Genomic DNA, 15,762 nt, shown 5'->3' with positions numbered 1-15,762 from the left:
GAACAGCGACGCTAATCGCGGAAAATTCGTCACAGTCAGCCCTTCGTTCCATCGCCCGGCGGATCGTCCGCGATCCGGGCGTAGAGGTAGTGATCCTGCCAGATGCCGTTGATCCTGAGATAGGATCGCAGAAGTCCTTCGCGCCGGAATCCGGCTTTTTCAAGCACGCGGATCGACCGGGCGTTTTCGGGAATACAGGCAGCTTCGATCCGGTGCAACCGCAGCGTATCGAAGGCGAAGCGCGACACCAGCTTGACCGCCTCGGTCATCAGGCCGCGGCCGCCGTATCGTTCGCCGATCCAGTAGCCGATATGGCCGCTCTGGGCGACGCCATGGCGGATGTTGCCGAGCGTGATGCCGCCGGCAAGCTTGCCGCTCGATTTCTCGAAGATGAAGAAGGCGATCGCCGTGCCTTGCGCGTAATCCTCACGGTAGCGGCTGATGCGCAGGCGCCAGGCATTGCGGTCGAGCTCGTCCGGCTGCCAGCGCGGCTCCCAGGGTTCGAGGAAGGCGCGGCTTTCGCCGCGCACCGCCGCCCATTCGCGGTAGTCGTTGGTCAAGGGCACACGCAGCGTGACCTTGTCGCCCTTCAGTGCCGGCAGGTCGCGGCGAAAGAAAGGGAGCGCGAACACGGTGCTTGTTCTAAGCGGATATTCGTGGGATGCCCCACGAATATCCGCTTAGAATCCCTGGTTTTTCGCAGGCTCTGATCGCAAAACCGTGGGACACTTTTGCGGAACCTGCTTAGGGTCAGACGGCGAGCCGGCGGGCCGTCGTCTGCGGGCCCGCAAGCGATTCGAGGATCGCCTCGTAGGGCGCAAGCGTGCCCACAGGGCCGACCGCGGTAAGCGTCGGCTTGGTCGAGAACAGCCGCGAGGAGAGGTCGGTCAGCCGCTCGACGGTCAGCGCCGAAAGCCGCTCCATCAATTCCTCCTTGGCGATCGGCCGTCCGAACAACAGCAATTGCCTTGCGATCTGCGAGGCCCGGCTGGCCGGGCTTTCGGCCGACATGATGAGGCCGGCGCGATATTGCGCCCGCGCCCGGTCGAGCTCGTCCTGCTGGATGCTCTCGCCTGCCTTCTGCAATTCGCCGATGATCACCGGCACCAGCTTGGCGATGTCGCTCTGCCCGGTGGCTGCATGCACGCCGAAGATGCCGGTGTCGGAAAAACCCCAGTGGAAGGCATAGACCGAGTAGCAGAGGCCGCGCTTCTCGCGCACCTCCTGGAACAGCCGCGACGACATGCCGCCGCCCAGGATCATCGACAGCACCTGCGAGGCGTAGAAATCGCGCACATGGTAGGCGCGGCCCTCGAAGCCGAGCACGATCTGCGCATCCATCAGGTCGCGGTCCTCGCGGAAGTCGCCGCCGACATATTGCGCATATTGCGGGATATTGCCCGCCGCCTTGGCGCGGAAGCCGCCGAGCCGCTTCTCGACCTCGCGCACGAAATTGTCGTGCTTGACGTCGCCGGCGGCCACGACGACCATCCGTTCGGCGTCATATTGCCGCTCGATGAAGCTGTGCAGCTGCTTGGAAGTGAAGGATTTGACCGTCTCCGGCGTGCCAAGGATCGAGCGGCCGATGGTCTGGTGGCGGAAGGCCGTTTCGGTGAAGCGGTCGAAGACGATGTCGTCGGGCGTGTCGTGCGCGGCGCCGATCTCCTGCAGGATCACATGCTGCTCGCGCTCGAGTTCCTCCGGGTCGAATTCGGATTCCTGCAGGATGTCGGCCAGGATATCGACCGCCAGCGGCACGTCGTCGGAAAGCACCCTGGCGTAGTAGGAGGTCGTCTCGACGCTGGTGGCGGCGTTGATCTCGCCGCCGACATTCTCGATTTCCGAGGCGATCTCGAAGGCGCTGCGGCGCTTGGTGCCCTTGAACGCCATGTGCTCGAGCAGATGGGCCATGCCATGCTCTTCGTCGCGCTCGTTGCGGGCGCCTGACTTCACCCAGACGCCAAGGGCAACCGATTCGATGCTTGGAAGGGTTTCGGTGGCGACTGTCAGGCCGTTCGACAGACGGCTTACCTCAACACCCATATGGCAAGTACTCCCTAACGCGCCGCCCGCGAGTGGCGGTTCACATAATCTTCCACCATTTTCAAGTCGGATGGAAGTATCGTGTATTTTTCGTCGGCTGTCATCAAGCCGCCTAGCCATGCGGGCAGGGCGGGGGTGACGCCGCTCGCTGCCTCGACCGCTGCCGGGAATTTCGCCGGGTGCGCGGTGCCGAGCACCACCATGGGCACTGCGCCGGAGTTCTGGGCGGCCGCGACGTGAACGGCGGCGGCCGTGTGCGGATCGAGCAGGTAGTTGCTCGCCTCCAGCGTCGCGCGGATGGTGGCAGCGACCTCGTCGACGCTGGCGCGGCCGGCGTCGAATTCGGCGCGGATGCGCTTGAGTTGGCCTTCCTCGATGGTGAAGGCGCCCGACTGCTTCAGGCCGTTCATATAGCGCCTGACCGTCTCGGCATCGCGACCGGCCGCCTCGAACAGCAGCCGCTCGAAATTCGACGACACCTGGATGTCCATCGACGGCGAGGTCGTGGCGAACACGCCCTTGGTGCGGTATTCGCCGCTCGCCAATGTGCGCGCCAGGATGTCGTTGTCGTTGGTGGCGATGATCAGCCGGTCGATCGGCAAGCCCATGCGCTTGGCGGCGTAACCGGCGAAAATATCGCCGAAATTGCCGGTCGGCACGGTGAAGGAAACCGGCCGGTCCGGCGCGCCAAGCGACAGGGCCGACGAGAAATAATAGACGATCTGGGCCATGATGCGGGCCCAGTTGATCGAATTGACGCCCGACAGCGACACCCGGTCGCGAAAGGCGTGGTCGTTGAACATGTCCTTCACCAGGCCTTGGCAATCGTCGAAATTGCCTTTGACCGACAGCGCATGGACGTTTGCCGCGCTCGACGTCGTCATCTGCCGCTGCTGCACCGGCGAGACCTTGCCGTGCGGGAAAAGGATGAAGATGTCGGTGCGGTCGCGGCTGGCGAAGGCGTCGATCGCGGCACCGCCGGTGTCGCCAGAGGTCGCGCCGACGATGGTGGCGCGCTGGCCGCGTTCGGCAAGCACATGGTCCATCAGTCGCGCCAGCAACTGCATCGCCACGTCCTTGAAGGCCAGCGTCGGGCCGTGGAACAGCTCGAGAATGAAGGTGTTTTTCCCGGTCTGCACCAACGGGCAGACGGCCTCATGCCGGAAAGTCGCATAGGCCTCGCGCGCCAGCCGCTCGAAGACGGGCGTCGCGATCTCGCCGCCGAGGAACGGCGTCAGCACGCGGATGGCAAGGTCGGGATAGGCAAGCCCGCGCATGGCGCGGATGTCGGCGGCCGAAAATTGTGGCCACTCGCGCGGCACGTAGAGCCCGCCGTCGCGCGCCAGGCCGGCCAGCACCGCGTCGGAAAATCCAAGCGCGGGCGCATCCCCGCGGGTACTCACATATTGCATCGTCAAAGGCCCATTGCTGCCGGTCGCGTCATCCACGGCAATTGGTTAATTTTCCGAGCCAGCTCAGTCGCATTTTTGCCGCGCGGTTGCTATACGTCACCGGCTTTGTGAGAGGGAAGTACAGTTTCATGGCGTTTTATTCGGTCAACCGTCGTTTTGTCGCGGGTCTGGCGCTCACCGGCTTTATGCTTGCCGCCGCCGGCTGCCAATCGAGCGACAATGGTATTCTTGACTTCGGCCTCACCAAGAAGGATCCCACCGCGCCGCCTCCGCCGCCGGATCCCAAGATCCTCGCCAGCCAGCTGCGCGCCTATTGCCCGAAAGTGACGCTGCGCGACGGCACCGCCTATTTCAACACCTATGCCAAGGGCACGACGGCGAAGCCCAAGAAAAAGAAGGCTGATCCCGCGGCGGAAGCCGAGGCCGACGCAGCCGCCGCGGCTGCGCAGGCCGGACCCAACGGCCAGCCCGTCGACCCCAATCACGATCCGTCGAAGATCATCTACCAGGCCTCGATCACCGACGTGACGCGTGATTGCACCCATGCCAATGGTCAGATGTCGATGAAGATCGCCGTCGCCGGCAAGGTCGTGCCTGGGCCGATGTTCGCGCCCGGCACGGTCACCATGCCGATCCGCATCGCGGTTCAGCATGGCGACGAGGTGCTTTATTCGCAGTTGCATCCCTACCAGGTGCAGGTCACCGATCCGTCGGCTGCTACCCAATTCGTCTTCGTCGACAGCAATGTCGTGGTGCCGGAGCCATCCGCGCGTGATTACCAGGCCTATGCCGGCTATGACGAGAACACGCCGGCTCCGGCCACCGAAAAGTCCAAAGGCAAGAGGAAGAAGCGCGCTCCGGCCACGAACTAGCCTAGGCGTCTTCCGACCACTCCGACAGCGCCGCGATCGTGCTGTTGAGCTCCGCCCAGCGCCGGATAACTGTCTCGGCACCGGCCTCGGTCAGCGCATCGGCGTGGCCCGGATAGCTGTGGCCGGCGCCGGTAAAGCCGATGACGCGCATCCCGGCAGCCCTGGCGCCGGCGATGCCATGCACGGAATCCTCGATGACGAAGGTGTTCTTCGGGTTGGCGCCGAGTTGTTCGGCGGCGTAGAGGAACACGTCCGGCGCCGGCTTGGTCTTCTTGCTGGGAATATCGAGGCCCGAAAAGATGCGGCCGGCGAAGAACGGCAGCAGCCGCACCTTCTCCAGCATGAATTCGACCCGTTCGGTGCGCGAATTGGAGCAGACGGCGCGCGGCGCGGTGACGGCGGCGACCGCCTCGCGGGCGCCGTCGATGACGCGCACGTCTGCGCGCAGCTTGCGGTCGACGAGTTCTTCCTCGCGGTCGATCAGCGAGGCCTGGAACGGGATCCGCGACTTCTCCTCGACCCGCAGCATGATGTCCTTGAAGGTGAGACCGGCATAGGTCTCGGCAAGCTCCTCGGCCGAAATCTCGAATCCGGCCGAAGTCAGAAGCTCGGCATCGACGCGCGCGGCGATGATTTCGGAGTCGACGAGCACGCCGTCGCAATCGAAGATGACAAGGTCTGGCTGAGGCATGGCAATCCGGAAATTGGGAAAGGGGAGCATGGCCTAGCGGCCCAAGCGGTGCGGCATACACCAACCGGCCGGTCTTCGCAAACCGCGCAAGCGTCTGCAGCCTTCACCGAATGTTTACGCTGATCGGTAACCATAACAGTCAGTAAACCGTAACGCGTGCTTTGGGTGTTTTGATGTCTGCCATGCGTCTTCTCGACGAGCTTTCCCACGCTCCCCAGCGGTCCGAATGGCTGGATACGATCCTGAAAGGCGATTGCGTCGCCGCGCTCGACCGGCTGCCGGAAAAGTCGATCGACATCATCTTCGCCGACCCGCCCTATAATCTGCAGCTCGACGGCGACCTGCACCGGCCCGACCAGTCCAAGGTCGACGCCGTCGACGACGACTGGGACCAGTTCGAGAGTTTCGAGGCCTATGATGCCTTCACCCGCGCCTGGCTGCTCGCGGCGCGCCGCGTGCTGAAGCCCAGCGGCACCATCTGGGTCATCGGCTCCTATCACAACATCTTCCGCGTCGGCACCCGCATGCAGGATCTCGGCTTCTGGATCCTCAACGACATCGTCTGGCGCAAGACCAATCCGATGCCGAATTTCCGCGGCCGCCGCTTCCAAAACGCGCATGAGACGATGATCTGGGCCTCGCGCGACCAGAAGGCCAAGGGCTACACCTTCAATTACGAAGCGCTGAAGGCCTCGAACGACGATTTGCAGATGCGCTCCGACTGGCTGTTCCCGATCTGCACCGGCGGCGAGCGGCTGAAGGACGAGAACGGCAACAAGCTGCATCCGACGCAGAAGCCGGAAGCGCTGCTTGCCCGCATCATGATGGCCTCGACCAAGCCGGGCGACGTCGTGCTCGATCCCTTCTTCGGTTCCGGCACGACCGGCGCCGTCGCCAAGCGCCTTGGCCGCCACTTTGTCGGCATCGAGCGCGAGCAGGCCTATATCGACGCCGCCAATGAGCGCATTGGCGCGGTGCGTCCGCTGGAAAACGCCGATCTCACCGTGCTTTCGGGCAAGCGTGCCGAGCCGCGCGTCGCCTTCATCAGCCTGATCGACAACGGCCTGGTGACGCCGGGCGCCACGCTTTACGACGCCAAGAAGCGCTGGGCTGCCAAGGTGCGCGCCGACGGCACGCTGGCCATCGGCGACAGCGCCGGCTCGATCCACAAGATCGGCGCCGAAGTGCAGGGGCTGGACGCCTGCAACGGCTGGACCTTCTGGCACTATGAGCGCAGCGGCGGCCTGACCCCGATCGACGAATTGCGCCGCATCGCCCGTCTCGGCATGGAGCGGGCAGGGGCCTGAACCGCCCGAACCTGAATCAAAACGTCAACGGATCGCCGCAAGCGATTCAGATCAGGCTGCAATCCCCAGCCGCTCAAGGTCTGCTTTAAGCGCCTTGGCGTCGGTGAACAGCACGGCCTGCCAGCCCGCCGCCTTGGCGCCGTCGACATTTTTCTGGCTGTCGTCGATGAACAACGTCGCCAGCGGTTCGAGCCCGAATGCGGCGACGTGATGATCGTAGATCGCCTGATCCGGCTTGATCAGGCCGACCTCGCCCGAGACGGTGACGCCGCGCGGACGGTCGAGGAAGTCGAAGCGCTGCCGGGCCTCCGTGAAAGTGTCGGCGGCGAAATTGGTCAGCATGGTCACATCGCGGCCGCTCTCGATCAAGTCGACCATGATGGCGACGCTGTCGTCATAGGCGTGCGGCACCATGTCGTGCCAGTGACGGCGGAAATTGCGGATGTTCTCGGCGTGATCGGGATGTTCGGCGATTAGCGCCGCCTCGGCCTCTTCCCATGTCCGCCCGCGATCCTGCTCGATGTTCCAGGCGCTCGTGCAGACATTGTCGAAGAACCATTTGCGCTCTTCGGCATCCGGTATCAGGCGGCTAAACGCAAGGTCCGGGTCGTAATGGATCAGCACCTTGCCGATGTCGAACACGATATGGCGGATTTCGGTCATGCAGGCCTCTTTGCACTGTGCGGCGACGGTTTCTTCGTCGCGCCCGGTATCGCCGCCTCGATTGCCTTTTTCATGACAGTCGGCAGCGCCTCCCCGGAAATCTCGTGGGCCAGCGACCAGAAATGCCCCGCGGGCGCATCGCCGGCGATCCGGGCATAAAAGATGTCGAGTTCGAGCGCGAAATGGGTGAAGACGTGCCCGATCTGCCCGGCGCGCTGCCAATCGGCGGGAAAAGGCGCGGCGTCCGCCGTCGTCGCGCCGTCCACCCTAGCGGTCCAGGCGGTGGTCGGCACTTCGGTCATGCCGCCGAGCAGGCCTTTGTCGGGCCGCTTGCGCAAGAGGATGGCGCCGTCGTCGCGCTCGGCGACGAAGGCGGCACCCTTGCGCAGCGGCTTGTCGTCTTTCGGCAGCCGGACCGGAAAGCGTTCCGGATCGCCGGTGAGAATGGCGCTGCAAGCCTCGCGGATAGGGCAGAGCATGCAGCGCGGCCGCTTCGGCGTGCAGATCGTCGCGCCGAGATCCATCATCGCCTGGGCAAAATCGCCAGGCCGCGTCTGCGGCACCAGTTTTTCGACCAGCGCCCGGATTTGCGGTTTGGCCTCGCTGAGCAGCGTTTCGATCGAATGGAGCCGGGTCACGACCCGCTCGACATTGCCGTCGACGACCGCCGCCGGCCGGTCGAAGGCGATTGCCGCTATCGCCGCCGCCGTATAGGCGCCGATTCCCGGCAATTCGCGCAGGCCCGCCTCGGTGTCCGGAAAGCGGCCGCCCCGCAGCGCCACGAGGTCGGCGCAGGCTTTGAGGTTGCGCGCCCTGGAATAATAGCCGAGACCGGCCCACGCCTTCATCACATCCCCGGCGGGTGCCGCCGCCAGCGCCTCGACCGTCGGCCATTTCTCGACGAAATTGCGGAAATAGGCTTTCACCGCCTCGACCGTGGTCTGCTGCAGCATCACCTCGGACATCCAGACGCGATAGGGATCGGCCCTTACGCCGCGCGCAAACGCAGCGGGCGTGACGCGCCAGGGCAGGTCGCGATGATGCGCTTCATACCAGGCAAGCAGGCGGGAGGCGATATCCAAGGATCCAGCCCTGCTGGTATCCGATCCAGCTTTGCTGGTATCTCCGGATCCGATATCGCCGGATGCGGGCTTCTGTGATGCCTTGCGGGTCTGATCGAGCGGTGCCATTGATCGGATGAGCTGGGGAACTGGAGAACGCACATGGCAGGGAAAAGGCGCTTCGGCAATCCCGTTCCGGTGAGCGATCTCGCCACCGAGATCCTCGATCCGGTGCTGAAGAAGCGCGCCGGTATCTCGATCGGGCTGGTGCAGTCCTGGGAAGAGATCGCCGGACCGCGCCTGTCCGCCCACTCGCGGCCGGAAAAGATCCAGTGGCCGCGCCGGCTGCATGAGGACGATCCGTTCGAGCCGGCGACCTTGATCATCGCCTGCGAAGGCATGGCGGCGTTGCATCTGCAGCACGAGGCCGGCGAGGTGATCAACCGCGTCAATGCCTTCCTGGGTTTCAACGCGGTCGGCCGCATCAAGATTTTGCAAAAACCGGTGCTTTCGCAAAAGGCGCGGCCGAAGCCGGCGCCGCGCCCTCTGAGCGAGGCGGAGAAGTCGAAGCTTTCGCATCTGGTCGGCCAGATCGAGGATGACGGCCTGCGCGCTTCGCTGGAGCGGCTCGGCGCGACAATTATGGGTGAAAGGAAGCCCAAAGGGTCGTAAGAAGCGTCATGAATGCGTCACCGATCTCGCGCATTCGTGATGCTTGTGATCAAGTTTCGCGGTTGGATTGGGGATCGCGATGCCTTAATTCGCGCCAACTCTCGCCTTTTCTAGCCCTTGCATTGCAAAATCCAACCGTATCAGGTGATTCGCATGAACCGTGCCCCGTTTGGCAAAAGCCCGTTTGGCAAAAGCTTGTCCCGCAGAAACGTTCTGAGCACGCTGGCCGCTGTGCCCGCGGTGGCGCTGCTCGCCGCATGCAGCGACTCCGGCGAGGAGGCGAAGGCAGCCGATGTGAAGCCTGCCGATCCGTCGACGCCTGCCAAGCCGGCCGCCACGCCGGCCGCGGTTCAGGTTCCGCAATCGAGCGGCGACGTCGACATGGCGGAGTTGCTGAAGCCCGGCGCGCTGCCCGACAAGCAGCTCGGCAAGGACGACGCCAAGGTCACCATCGTCGAATACGCGTCGATGACCTGCCCGCATTGCGCGCATTTCGCCATGACCACCTTCCCTGAGTTGAAGACAAAATATATCGACACCGGCAAGGCGCGTTACATCCTGCGCGAATTCCCGTTCGACCCGAGCGCCGAGGCCGGCTTCATGCTGGCGCGCTGCTCCAAGGACAACTACTTCGCCATGGTCGACGTGCTGTTCAAGCAGCAGCCGAGCTGGGTTGGCGTCAACAACACCAAGGAAGCGCTGTTGCAGATCTCCAAGCTGGCCGGTTTTACACAGGAGTCCTTTGAGTCCTGCTTGACGGACCAGAAACTTCTGGACGATGTGAGAGCAGTCCAGAAACGCGGAGCGGACGAGTTCAAGGTCGACTCGACGCCGACCTTCTTCATCAACGGAAAGACCTACAAAGGGGCGATGTCGATTGAGGAAATGTCGGCCATCATCGACCCTCTGCTCTGACATCCAGGCCGCGCCGAGGCGGTCCGGCTTCGGCGCGCACGCCTGTAGTGTTGGGCGGCGCGAATGAAATTTTCGCGCCTTCGCCTCCTCGGTTTCAAATCCTTCGTCGAGCCCGGCGAGTTCGTCATCGAACGCGGGCTGACCGGCATTGTCGGGCCGAACGGCTGCGGCAAGTCGAACCTCGTCGAAGCTTTGCGCTGGGTGATGGGCGAAAGCTCCTACAAGAACATGCGCGCGTCCGGCATGGACGACGTGATCTTCTCGGGCTCGGGTGCGCGCCCTGCGCGCAACACCGCCGAAGTCACGCTTTTCCTCGACAACGCCGATCGCACGGCGCCCGCTGCCTTCAACGATGCCGATGAGTTGCAGGTGTCGCGCCGCATCGAGCGCGAGGCGGGCTCGCTCTACCGCATCAACGGCAAGGAAGCGCGCGCCAAGGACGTGCAGCTTCTGTTCGCCGACCAGTCGACCGGCGCGCGCTCGCCCTCCATGGTCGGCCAGGGCCGGATCGGCGAGCTGATCCAGGCAAAGCCGCAGGCCCGCCGCGCCCTGCTTGAAGAAGCCGCCGGCATCTCCGGCCTGCACACGCGCCGGCATGAGGCCGAGCTGAGGCTCAAGGCGGCCGAGCAGAACCTCGAGCGGCTGGACGACGTTGTCGGCGAGCTGGAAGGCCAGATCGAGAGCCTGAAGCGCCAGGCGCGCCAGGCCTCGCGCTTCAAGAACCTGTCGGCCGATATCCGCAAGGCCGAAGCGACGCTGCTGCATCTGCGCTGGACGCTGGCCAAGACGCAGGAAGGCGAGGCGCGTTCCGCGCTTGCCGTCGCCACCACGCTGGTCGGCGACCGCGCTGCGGCCCAGATGGCAGCGGCCAGGGAGCAGGGCATCGCCGCGCACCGGCTGCCGGACCTGCGCGACGCCGAAGCCGCCGCCGCTGCCGCCTTTCAGCGCCTGTCGATCGCCAAGACCCAGATCGAGGAAGAGGCTGGCCGCATCCGCGCGCGCCAGGCCGAGCTCGAACGCCGCCTGCAGCAACTCGACGCCGACATCGCCCGCGAGGAGCGGATGGTGCGCGACAATGCCGACATCCTGGAGCGCCTGCGCACCGAGGAAGCCGGGCTCAATTCGGAAAACGCCGGTGCCGCCGAGCGCGAGGCGACCACGCGCGCCGCCTTCGAGCAGGCCGGCGTAACGCTTTCGCAAAGCGAGGGAAAACTTGCCGCGCTGACCGCCGAGCGCGCCGAGGCGGCCGCCTCGCGCCACCAGATCGAGCGCTCGCTGCGCGAGACCGCCGAGCGCCGCGATCGCTTCGCCCGCCAGCTCGCCGAGGTCGACCGCGAGCTTTCCGACATCGTCGCGCGCATTTCCGGCCTGCCTGATCCTGCCGAGAAGCGGCTTCTGGTCGAGGATGCGCTGGCCCGGCTGGAAGAGAGCGAGGCCAGCACTGTTGCCGCCGAGCAGGCCGTCGCCGAGGCTCGCGCGGCCGAAAGCGCCGCAAGGCCTCCGCTGCAGGATGCAAGGGCGGAACTGGCGCGCATCGAGACGGAAGCGCGTACGCTGGCGAAGATCCTCAACGCCACCAGCGGGGGCGATCTTTTCCCTTCGGTGCTGGAGCAGATCAGTGTCGAGCGCGGCTACGAAACCGCGCTGGGCGCGGCCCTTGGCGAGGACCTTGACGTTCCGCTCGACCGCAGCGCTCCGGTGCATTGGGGCGAAAGCGCGGTCCAGCCCGGCGATGCGTCGCTGCCCGAAGGCGTGAAGAGCCTGGCCAGCGTCGTGCGCGCGCCGGCGCAGCTTGCCCGCCGCCTCGCGCAGATCGGCATCGTCGACGCCGCCGACGGCCGCCGGTTGCAGGCGCTTCTGGCCCCCGGCCAGCGGCTGGTCAGCCGCGATGGCGCGCTCTGGCGCTGGGACGGCCTGACCGCGAGCGCCGACGCTCCGACCGCCGCCGCGCTGCGGCTGGCGCAGAAGAACCGCCTGGCAGAGCTAGATGCCGAAGCCGTGCAGGCGACGCGCGTGGTGCGCGAGGCCGAGGAGGCGTTGGCGCATGCCGAGCAGGCGATGCGCCAGGCAAGCGATGCCGAGCGCAATGCGCGCCAAGCCGGCCGCGATGCCCAGCATGCGCTGGATGCCGCCCGCAACGCGCTGGCCGAGGCCGAGAAGGCCGGCGGCGAGCTGTTGAGCCGGCGCGCCGCGCTTGAAGAGGCACGCGCTCGCATCGTCGACAGCCATGAGGAGACGCAGGCCGCTTTCCTCGAAGCCGAGGCGATGTTGCAGGACGCGCCCGATCTCGGCGACCTGCAATTGCAGCTCGAGCAGGCCTCCGCCAACGTCTCGCGCGACCGCGCCACGCTCGCCGATGCGCGCGCCGTGCATGAAGGGCTGCGGCGCGAGGCCGAGGCGCGCATGCGCCGGTTGGATGCCATCGGCGCCGAGCGCAGGAACTGGCTGGAGCGTGCCGAAAATGCCTCGACGCAAATCACCGCCCTTGGCGAGCGCAAGGCCGAGGCCGAGGCTGAGCGCGAGAGGCTGGCCGACGCGCCGGACGAGATCGACGCCAAGCGTCGTGCCTTGCTGACGCAGCTTTCCGAGGCCGAGGCGCTGCGCCAGACGGCGAGCGACCGCCTGCAGGAGGCGGAAAACAAGCAGGCGGAGCTCGACAAGGCGGCCACCGCCGCCATCCAGTCGCTCGCCGAATCGCGCGAGACCCGCGTCCGCGCCGAGGAGCGGCTCACCGCGGCGGATGAGCGCCGCGCTGAGGTCGAGGCACGCATCCAGGAAGCGCTCAACACGCCGCCGCATCTGGTCATCAAGCATACCGGCCTCGAAGCCGACGACCCGATGCCCGACATGGCCGAGATCGAACGCCAGCTCGACCGGCTGAAGATCGAGCGTGAGCGGCTCGGCGCCGTCAACCTGCGCGCCGAGGAAGAGCAGAAGGAATTGTCGGAGCGTCTGGAGACCATCGTTTCCGAGCGCGAGGACATCATCGAGGCGATCAGAAAGCTGCGCCAGGCGATCCAGAGCCTCAACCGCGAGGGCCGCGAGCGGCTGCTGTCGGCCTTCGAGGTGGTCAACGGCCATTTCCAGCGGCTGTTCTCGCATCTGTTCGGCGGCGGCACGGCCGAGCTGCAGTTGATCGAGTCCGAGGATCCGCTGGAGGCGGGGCTGGAAATCCTCGCCCGTCCGCCCGGCAAGAAGCCGCAGACGATGACGCTGCTTTCCGGCGGCGAGCAGGCGCTGACGGCGATGTCGCTGATCTTCGCCGTGTTCCTCACCAACCCCGCGCCGATCTGCGTGCTCGACGAGGTCGACGCGCCGCTCGACGACCACAATGTCGAGCGCTTCTGCAATTTGATGGACGAGATGTCGAAGACCACCGAGACGCGCTTCGTCATCATCACCCACAACCCCATCACCATGGCGCGCATGGACCGGCTGTTCGGTGTCACCATGGCCGAGCAGGGCGTCAGCCAACTGGTCTCGGTCGACCTGCAGGCGGCCGAGGCGATGCGCGAGGCGAGCTGAGAGCTCGGCCGATTCAGGCTGGCGAACCGATCTACTTCTCCGCAGCGGAGGCAGGCGCCGTGTAGCGGCGGCGCACGGCGTCGATCACCAGCTTGCGGCTCTCGTCGGCCGACAATGTCTTGTCCTTCTCCGCCTCCGCTGTTTCGCGGGCGAGGTCCTTGTCCCTGATCTGCTGGCGGAACCATTTGGAATAGTCGCCGGCGCGCAGGTGATATTCCCACGTCTTGTCGTCGATGCCTTCGGCCATCCGGGCGAAGATGATGAGATTGTGGGCCCTTAGATTCATCGTCTTCTTCGGCCCGGTGAAATAGAAGCTGCCGGCCTCGTCGAGCTCGCCCTCGGCATATTTGCGGCTGTGCCGCTTCAGCGACTGGTCAGGCTCGATCGCTTTCACCGTGAACGGCTTCTTGTCCTCATGCGGCCGCCAGAACAGGACGCGGTCGCCCTTGGGCAGCGGAATGTCCTTTGGCGCCTTGAGCCCCGTTTCCTTGCAGAAGGTCTTGATCACGCCCTTTGCCTTCGGCCCGAGCGCGATCACCGCCGTCACCAGGCGCAACGCATCGGTGGAAATTGCTTCCGGATGCACGGTGATCAGAACCGTGCCGGGTAGCTCGATCGAAAGCACCGCCCGCGTGTCTCCGCGCCGCTTTGGCATCAAATGATGCGCCTCGTCGATGATCAGCCAGTGCGGCCTTGCGGTTCGGTAACGGACATTGCCGAGGCCAGGCAGCAATTCGGCGAAGAAATCGGGACGCTCATCGACCTTCAGCGCCAGCCCGTTGACCACGACATTGGTCCCGGGCTTCTCAATCAATTCCAGCAGTTGCTCCTTGTTCGGTGCGGTCGAGCCGTTGCCGAGCGGCACTGCGCCCTTCAGCCCGTCATAGTCGCCTTCGGGATCGAAAATGCAGAACTGCAGGCCCTTCTCGACGAGCCGCTCGGTGAGCGCCGTGGCCAAAGTCGATTTGCCGATGCCCGAGCTTCCGGCGATCAGGACCGTCTCCGTCGGCGACAGATAAATCTCTTTCCCTCGCGCGGCCCCGAGCAGCACGCCGCGCGAGCGCTTCTTGGCCAGCGGATAATCGCGCTTGGTCAGCTTGCGGATCAGTTCCTCGACGCCTTTGCCGCGCGGCGCCTTGGTGACGAGGTCGGCGGTTTCCTTGACCGCGGGCAGCGCGTTGGCGACCGCGACGCTGCAGCCCGAGGCCCTGAGGAAGGCGTGGTCGTTCTCGGCGTCGCCGACGGCCACGACATTATGGTGCGACAGCTTCAGGTCCTCAAGCGCAGCCGCCAGTCCGGTTGCCTTGTTGATGCCCGAGGGCAGGATCATCACCGCGCCCTTGTTGAAGATGATCTCCAGCTCCAACCCGAGCTTCTTGATGACATCGAGCACCGTCACCTGGTGCGGCTCCCAGGTGGCGACGATCGAGCGCCCAACCGACAGCGGCTTCACGCCGCGCTTCTTGAGCCTGTCGACGAGGTCGGAGGAAGGCGAGGGCGAGATCGTGCGCTCTTCCTCGCTGGCCGGCGTGTAGATCAGCGCGCCGTTTTCGGCGACGACCTTGTCGAACAGGGAAAGTTCGGGAAAAACCTCCTTGAGATCAGGCAGTTCGCGCCCTGTGACCAGGATGAGCTTGCGCCCCGATTTCTTCAGCTTTTCCAGCGCCGAGATGGTGCTGGCCGTGACCAGGCCATCATGCGCCAGCGTGCCGTCATAGTCGGTGGCCAATGCCATGAAATACATCGGTTGAGCCTCTCCACTGCCTCTCGCGCGATCGAGCCGGCAGGAACCGGCCCGGCGAACAACAACGCCTGTCGGCGGAAAAGGTTGGGCGCAGATCCGATTTCCGTCGCCGCCCGATGCCGATGCGTCGCGCAGCCGATTTGGAACCCTGGCCGGAACGTCACGTTCCACCTCAAGCGGCGCGCGAAGCCATCCGGAGTGAGATGCCCCATCCGATCTATTTTTCCCTTGAGGTCCTGACCGTCATCCTCGTGGCGGGCGCGATGGCCATGGCTCTCGCCCACGCGCTGGAATTGCCGGGCAAATTGCGTCTCGGCCGGCAAGACTATTTCGTAGTCCAACGGATCTACTATCCGGGTTTCACGATCGGAGGCGGCATTGCCGAGGTTGGCGGGATCGCGGCGACATTGGCGCTTATGCTGACGTCGGGCAGCCCTAGCCGATTCTGGCTGATCGCCGGCGCCTTGGTTGCGCTTCTCGTCATGCAGCTTGTCTTCTGGTTCATGACCCAGCCGGTCAACAAGCACTGGCTGCAGGAAGTGGAATTGACCGCGCCGGCAAAGCGCTTCTTCGCGGCTGAGGGCAGTGACGGAGTTCCGCTCCCACCAGCGCAGGAGTGGAAGGCACTGCGCAACCGCTGGGAACTGTCGCACGTCATCCGCGCGGCACTGGCGATGCTGAGCCTGATCCTGCTCACCACCGCGATTGCCATTCAAGGCGCCTGATATCCGATCGGCTTTCCGGTCAGACCACGCGATGCTTCAAAGGCGTTGGCCGATCTGCCCTTCCCGAGAGATGGGTGACAGTTCATTCCGGATAGATGGGTTACACTTTTGGCCCTTTGCAAGGAGAGCAAG

General features: G+C 65.0%; 13 protein-coding genes. 6 read left to right on the top strand and 7 right to left on the bottom strand.

Going from position 1 to position 15,762, the window contains the following annotated elements; all coding sequences use genetic code 11:
• Nucleotides 1-35: 35 nt before the first annotated feature.
• The 3 genes from FJ956_RS28050 to thrC all read right to left on the bottom strand — a co-directional run bounded on the left by FJ956_RS28050 (nt 36) and on the right by thrC (nt 3,455).
• The gene (locus tag FJ956_RS28050) at nt 36-632 is read right to left on the bottom strand and encodes a GNAT family protein (RefSeq protein ID WP_140681858.1); all 597 of its coding nucleotides are present in this window, start codon (nt 630-632) and stop codon (nt 36-38) included.
• Nucleotides 633-750: 118 nt separating this feature from the next.
• Nucleotides 751-2,043 carry a pitrilysin family protein gene (locus FJ956_RS28045; protein WP_140681860.1) on the bottom strand — a complete coding sequence of 431 codons (1,293 nt, stop codon included), beginning with the start codon at nt 2,041-2,043 and terminating at the stop codon, nt 751-753.
• A 14-nt stretch (nt 2,044-2,057) separates the two neighbouring features.
• Nucleotides 2,058-3,455: a threonine synthase gene (thrC, locus tag FJ956_RS28040; RefSeq protein WP_140681862.1), complete on the bottom strand. Its 1,398-nt coding sequence runs from the start codon at nt 3,453-3,455 to the stop codon at nt 2,058-2,060.
• Between the two features lie 128 nt (nt 3,456-3,583).
• On the opposite strand from thrC, the gene FJ956_RS28035 reads away from it, so the two are divergent.
• Nucleotides 3,584-4,327: a hypothetical protein gene (locus FJ956_RS28035; RefSeq protein ID WP_140681864.1), complete on the top strand. Its 744-nt coding sequence runs from the start codon at nt 3,584-3,586 to the stop codon at nt 4,325-4,327.
• A 1-nt stretch (nt 4,328) separates the two neighbouring features.
• On the opposite strand, the gene FJ956_RS28030 is transcribed toward FJ956_RS28035, so the two are convergent.
• On the bottom strand, nt 4,329-5,018 hold the full coding sequence (locus tag FJ956_RS28030) for an HAD family phosphatase (RefSeq protein ID WP_140681866.1): 690 nt from the start codon (nt 5,016-5,018) through the stop codon (nt 4,329-4,331).
• A gap of 173 nt (nt 5,019-5,191) precedes the next feature.
• Here FJ956_RS28030 and FJ956_RS28025 point away from each other — a divergent pair, with 173 nt between their 5' ends.
• Nucleotides 5,192-6,325: a site-specific DNA-methyltransferase gene (locus tag FJ956_RS28025; RefSeq protein ID WP_140681868.1), complete on the top strand. Its 1,134-nt coding sequence runs from the start codon at nt 5,192-5,194 to the stop codon at nt 6,323-6,325.
• A 51-nt stretch (nt 6,326-6,376) separates the two neighbouring features.
• Here FJ956_RS28025 and FJ956_RS28020 read toward each other — a convergent pair whose 3' ends face one another.
• Nucleotides 6,377-6,988, bottom strand: a complete 612-nt coding sequence (locus tag FJ956_RS28020) for an HAD family phosphatase (protein ID WP_140681870.1) — start codon at nt 6,986-6,988, stop codon at nt 6,377-6,379.
• Entirely contained in the window at nt 6,985-8,178 is a 1,194-nt protein-coding gene (gene mutY, locus FJ956_RS28015; protein ID WP_140681872.1) for an A/G-specific adenine glycosylase, read from the bottom strand. The genes FJ956_RS28020 and mutY overlap by 4 nt, the downstream gene beginning before the upstream one ends.
• 33 nt (nt 8,179-8,211) lie before the next feature.
• Here mutY and FJ956_RS28010 point away from each other — a divergent pair, with 33 nt between their 5' ends.
• From FJ956_RS28010 to smc, 3 genes are all read left to right on the top strand, one after another.
• Nucleotides 8,212-8,721, top strand: coding sequence for a DUF721 domain-containing protein (locus FJ956_RS28010; RefSeq protein ID WP_140681874.1), 510 nt, complete (start codon nt 8,212-8,214; stop codon nt 8,719-8,721).
• 153 nt (nt 8,722-8,874) lie between these two features.
• Nucleotides 8,875-9,636, top strand: a complete 762-nt coding sequence (locus FJ956_RS28005; RefSeq protein ID WP_140681876.1) for a DsbA family protein — start codon at nt 8,875-8,877, stop codon at nt 9,634-9,636.
• Between the two features lie 63 nt (nt 9,637-9,699).
• Complete coding sequence (gene smc, locus FJ956_RS28000) at nt 9,700-13,161, top strand: chromosome segregation protein SMC (RefSeq protein WP_140681878.1); 3,462 nt, start codon at nt 9,700-9,702, stop codon at nt 13,159-13,161.
• 31 nt (nt 13,162-13,192) lie between these two features.
• Here smc and FJ956_RS27995 read toward each other — a convergent pair whose 3' ends face one another.
• Entirely contained in the window at nt 13,193-14,905 is a 1,713-nt protein-coding gene (locus FJ956_RS27995; protein WP_140681880.1) for an HAD family hydrolase, read from the bottom strand.
• Between the two features lie 203 nt (nt 14,906-15,108).
• Between FJ956_RS27995 and FJ956_RS27990 the strand changes: the two genes are divergently transcribed.
• Nucleotides 15,109-15,630, top strand: coding sequence for a DUF1772 domain-containing protein (locus FJ956_RS27990; protein ID WP_246672176.1), 522 nt, complete (start codon nt 15,109-15,111; stop codon nt 15,628-15,630).
• Nucleotides 15,631-15,762 lie beyond the last annotated feature (132 nt).

This window comes from Mesorhizobium sp. B2-4-3 (assembly GCF_006442815.1).
Classification (GTDB): Bacteria; Pseudomonadota; Alphaproteobacteria; order Rhizobiales; family Rhizobiaceae; genus Mesorhizobium.
Note: the sequence above shows the minus strand (reverse complement) of the source record. Positions and strands in the feature narration are given on the sequence as shown.

What these genes read in the sequence shown, in the direction of transcription:
- FJ956_RS28045 (WP_140681860.1), bottom strand. Translation starts at nt 2,043, where the DNA reads ATGGGTGTTGAGGTAAGCCGTCTGTCGAACGGCCTGACAGTCGCCACC.
- thrC (WP_140681862.1), bottom strand. Translation starts at nt 3,455, where the DNA reads ATGCAATATGTGAGTACCCGCGGGGATGCGCCCGCGCTTGGATTTTCC.
- FJ956_RS28035 (WP_140681864.1), top strand. Translation starts at nt 3,584, where the DNA reads ATGGCGTTTTATTCGGTCAACCGTCGTTTTGTCGCGGGTCTGGCGCTC.
- FJ956_RS28030 (WP_140681866.1), bottom strand. Translation starts at nt 5,018, where the DNA reads ATGCCTCAGCCAGACCTTGTCATCTTCGATTGCGACGGCGTGCTCGTC.
- FJ956_RS28025 (WP_140681868.1), top strand. Translation starts at nt 5,192, where the DNA reads ATGTCTGCCATGCGTCTTCTCGACGAGCTTTCCCACGCTCCCCAGCGG.
- FJ956_RS28020 (WP_140681870.1), bottom strand. Translation starts at nt 6,988, where the DNA reads ATGACCGAAATCCGCCATATCGTGTTCGACATCGGCAAGGTGCTGATC.
- mutY (WP_140681872.1), bottom strand. Translation starts at nt 8,178, where the DNA reads ATGGCACCGCTCGATCAGACCCGCAAGGCATCACAGAAGCCCGCATCC.
- FJ956_RS28010 (WP_140681874.1), top strand. Translation starts at nt 8,212, where the DNA reads ATGGCAGGGAAAAGGCGCTTCGGCAATCCCGTTCCGGTGAGCGATCTC.
- FJ956_RS28005 (WP_140681876.1), top strand. Translation starts at nt 8,875, where the DNA reads ATGAACCGTGCCCCGTTTGGCAAAAGCCCGTTTGGCAAAAGCTTGTCC.
- smc (WP_140681878.1), top strand. Translation starts at nt 9,700, where the DNA reads ATGAAATTTTCGCGCCTTCGCCTCCTCGGTTTCAAATCCTTCGTCGAG.
- FJ956_RS27995 (WP_140681880.1), bottom strand. Translation starts at nt 14,905, where the DNA reads ATGTATTTCATGGCATTGGCCACCGACTATGACGGCACGCTGGCGCAT.
- FJ956_RS27990 (WP_246672176.1), top strand. Translation starts at nt 15,109, where the DNA reads ATGCCCCATCCGATCTATTTTTCCCTTGAGGTCCTGACCGTCATCCTC.